The sequence below is a fragment of the Synechococcus sp. H55.2 genome (assembly GCF_047462495.1).
Lineage (GTDB): Bacteria > Cyanobacteriota > Cyanobacteriia > Thermostichales > Thermostichaceae > Thermostichus.
Genome location: NZ_JANSJH010000167.1, coordinates 1 through 2,677, shown reverse-complemented (window position 1 = coordinate 2,677; position 2,677 = coordinate 1). Strand labels below are relative to the sequence as shown.

The 2,677-nt window shown below is 60.0% G+C and carries 2 protein-coding genes; one reads left to right on the top strand and one right to left on the bottom strand.

All coding sequences use genetic code 11. The features are described from left to right. Window positions 1-213: 213 nt before the first annotated feature. Window positions 214-2,085 carry a pyruvate kinase gene (gene pyk, locus NW844_RS12625; RefSeq protein ID WP_414336145.1) on the bottom strand — a complete coding sequence of 624 codons (1,872 nt, stop codon included), beginning with the start codon at window positions 2,083-2,085 and terminating at the stop codon, window positions 214-216. A gap of 169 nt (window positions 2,086-2,254) precedes the next feature. Between pyk and NW844_RS12620 the strand changes: the two genes are divergently transcribed. After that, on the top strand, window positions 2,255-2,497 hold the full coding sequence (locus tag NW844_RS12620; protein WP_414336143.1) for a hypothetical protein: 243 nt from the start codon (window positions 2,255-2,257) through the stop codon (window positions 2,495-2,497). Window positions 2,498-2,677 lie beyond the last annotated feature (180 nt).

Sequence of the window (2,677 nt, the reverse complement as noted above, 5' to 3'; positions counted from 1 at the left end):
TCCCTGAGGGATCCCCTCACCCCCAGCCCCTCTCCCTGAGGGAGAGGGGAGTTAGGGATAGCGATCGGCGCTGTTGGTGTGAAGGCGCCGGCGTTGCGTAGCAATAACGATGTAGAGAAACGTTTCGTTGCTATGGCGTAGCCTGCTTTTGAGAACCGCCAGAGGGATCCCGACGCTCACTTTTGGGTAGAGCGCGGGACTGATGGCTCTCCCTCAAAAGCCCAGGCCATCTGCTCCCGAAGTCACGATGCCTTTTTCTGCGTCCAGAGTGACGATGGATCCATCCCGGATGAGGCGTGTGGCATCCTTGACCCCCACCAGCACCGGCACCCCCAGCCGCAGGCCGATGACCGCCGCATGGGAGGAAGCTCCCTCTTCTTCGGTGATCACTCCGGCTGCCTGTTTGATGGCCTCCACATAGTTGGCGTCGGTAGACTGCGCAACCAAGATGTCGCCGGCGGTGATTTTGCCGGCATCGAGGCTGGATCTCAAGATGCGGGCCGGGCCGCTGACGGTGCCTTTGCCAAACCCTTTGCCCTGGGCCACCACCGCTTTCACCACATCGACCTTGATCAGATCGGTGGATCCCGCAACACCGGGCAGGGTTCCTGCGCTGAGCACCACCAAGTCGCCATCTTTGAGCAAGCCATCTTCCTGGGCCAAGCTAATGGCCGCTTGAAAGGTCTGGCGGGTTGTGGCCAAATCCATCACCAACAGCGGATGTACCCCCCAAACCAACTGCAGCCGCCGTGCTACTTCCACGTGGGGAGTTACGGCCAGGATGGGAGTGCGCGGGCGAAACTTGGAGACATTGCGAGCAGTGGCCCCCGTTTTGGTCAGGGTCATCACGGCTACGGCATCCAGCTCCTGGGCGATCTCCCCCACGGCGCGGCTGATCGAGTCGGTGATCAGGGTTTTGGGCCGCGTTCCAGCAGGACTGGCGCCATTGCTGTTGCCGTTGTTTTGGCTCAGCTCCTGCAGGGCAAGGGCGCGAATGCGTTGCCGTCGGTCGGCGTAGGTCAAGTCAAAGTAATCTCGCTCGGTGCGCACGGCAATGCGGGCCATGGTTGCTACTGCCTCGACGGGGTATTTGCCCACCGCCGTCTCGTTGGAGAGCATGACGGCATCGGTACCATCCAAGATGGCGTTGGCCACATCGGAGATCTCGGCACGGGTAGGTCGGGGGCTGTGAACCATGCTGTCCAGCATTTGGGTGGCAGTGATCACCGGGATCCCCAGAGAGTTGGCCAGGGCGATCACCCGCTTCTGTAGGATCGGCACCTCTTCCGCGGGCAGTTCCACCCCCAGATCGCCCCGCGCCACCATCACACCGTCGCTGAGAGCCAAAATCTGGGGCAGTTGCTGGATGGCCTCATGTTTCTCGATCTTGACGATGATGGGTACCCGCTTGTCGGCTGAGCCCGCAGAAGGCCTCTTGGCCGAGGCGATGAGCTCGCGCAACTCCAGCACGTCAGAGGGATCCCGCACAAAACTGAGGGCCACCCAATCCACGCCTTGGTTGAGGCCGAAGTAGAGATCTTCTTTGTCCTTTTGGGTCACGGCGCGGATGCTCAGGCGCACGCCGGGAAAGTTGACCCCTTTGCTGTTGGAGAGAGTCCCCCCGACAATGGTGCGGCAGAAGAGTTCTCCCGCCGCAGGATCCACGGCTTCCACCCGCATCTCCACTCGACCGTCATCGATGAGGATCGTCGCTCCTTCGGGCACTTCTTGGGCCAGCTTGTCGTAGGTGACCCAACTGCGCTCTTGGGATCCCAAGACAGGCTTGCTGGTCAACACAAAGGGATCCCCGGCTTTGAGGGTGATGGAGCCTTCGGCGAACTTGCCCAAGCGGATTTTCGGCCCCTGCAGGTCTTGCAAAATGGCGACCTGGATGCCCAGATCCATCGCGGTTTGGCGGATGAGGCGAATGCTGCGGCGGTGTAGCTCGTGATCCCCATGGGAAAAGTTGAGGCGAAGGGTGGTTGCCCCTTGCAGGATCATCTCCCTGAGAATGGCCGGATTTGAGCTGGCAGGGCCGATGGTGGCGACAATTTTGGTGCGTCGAAAAGAATCGCTCAAATGCATAGCAATCTTTCCAAGGGAGAGCAGCCCGGATCCTTTCCCCACACAGGGATCTGTCTGATACGATAACCCGTTCTGTCTTTTTTGAGGCCCCGCTTTTTTGAAGTTCCCGACGAGAGAGGATGGGAAAATAGGCAAAGCACAGTGTAGAGACCCGATCTGGAGTCGAGCGATGCCGGTTGCCCCTGAATATGCTTTCCCCTTCGAGCACCATCAGAAGTTCTCTCTGGATAACCCCACCATCTCTAGCCCAGGGGTTTCTAAGCGCGAATACATAGCCAGCAAGGTGTTACAGGGTATCCTGAGCAATCCCCAGACCCCCGTTGGCGATTTGTCTCCTGAGCAACGGCAAGCCTTGGCCTATACGGCGGTGTTGTTGGCGGATGACTTGTTGGCGGCTCTCGGCGCTCAGTAGAGGGGTTCTTAAGATTGCAGCGGGGTTATCCTCTCTGGTTGAGGTTTAGGCCGCAGGGGGGGTCACAGATGCTGCTACATACAAGGATCCCTGCTTGAGCCCATCCATGAACCCCCTCACCCCCGGCCCCTCTCCCTGAGGGATCCCCTCACCCCCAGCCCCTCTCCCTGAGGGATCCCC